This window comes from Paracoccus solventivorans, from assembly GCF_900142875.1.
GTDB lineage: Bacteria > Pseudomonadota > Alphaproteobacteria > Rhodobacterales > Rhodobacteraceae > Paracoccus > Paracoccus solventivorans.
The window spans coordinates 1-1,026 of sequence record NZ_FRCK01000027.1; the positions used below are offsets into that span (position 1 = coordinate 1).

Sequence of the window (1,026 nt, forward strand, 5' to 3'; positions counted from 1 at the left end):
GGCAGCTTCACCGTCCCGGTCACGTCGGTGGTGCGGAAGTAGAACTGCGGCCGGTAGTTGGCGAAGAACGGGGTGTGGCGGCCGCCCTCTTCCTTGGTCAGGATATAGGCCTCGGCCTCGAACTTGGTGTGCGGCTTCACCGAACCCGGCTTGCACAGCACCTGCCCGCGCTCGACGCCGTCGCGGTCGACGCCGCGCAGCAGCGCGCCGATGTTGTCGCCGGCCTCGCCGCGGTCCAGCAGCTTGCGGAACATCTCGACCCCGGTGCAGGTGGTCTTCTTGGTCGGGCGGATGCCGACGATTTCCAGCTCGTCGCCGACGTTGACCGCGCCGCGCTCGACCCGGCCCGTCACCACGGTGCCGCGCCCCGAGATCGAGAACACGTCCTCGATCGGCATCAGGAACGGCAGGTCCACCGCCCGCTCAGGCGTCGGGATGTAGTCGTCCACCGCCTTCAGCAGCTCGCGGATCGAGTTCTCGCCGATTTCCGGGTCGCGGCCTTCCAGCGCCGCCAGCGCCGAGCCCTTGACGATCGGAACGTCGTCGCCGGGGTAGTCGTAGGAGGACAGCAGCTCGCGCACCTCCATCTCGACCAGCTCCAGCAGTTCCGGGTCGTCCACCTGGTCGACCTTGTTCAGGTAGACGACCATGTAGGGGATGCCGACCTGGCGGCCCAGCAGGATGTGCTCGCGCGTCTGCGGCATCGGGCCGTCGGCCGCGTTCACCACCAGGATGGCGCCGTCCATCTGCGCCGCGCCGGTGATCATGTTCTTCACATAGTCGGCGTGGCCGGGGCAGTCGACGTGGGCGTAGTGGCGCGCGTCGGTTTCATATTCCACATGCGCGGTCGAGATGGTGATCCCCCGCGCCTTCTCCTCGGGCGCGCCGTCGATCTGGTCGTAGGCCTTGAAATCGCCGAAGTATTTCGTGATCGCAGCCGTCGTCGTCGTCTTGCCGTGGTCAACGTGACCGATCGTCCCGATGTTGACGTGCGGTTTCGTGCGTTCGAATTTTGCCTTTGCCATC

1 protein-coding gene is annotated in these 1,026 nt (G+C 66.5%); it reads right to left on the reverse strand.

Features of this window, described 5'->3' with window-relative positions:
- Positions 1–1,025 (reverse strand): elongation factor Tu (gene tuf / locus BUB57_RS16215; protein ID WP_073068872.1); only part of this gene is annotated, 1,025 nt, incomplete at its 3' end.
- Between the last annotated feature and the right edge of the window lies 1 nt (position 1,026).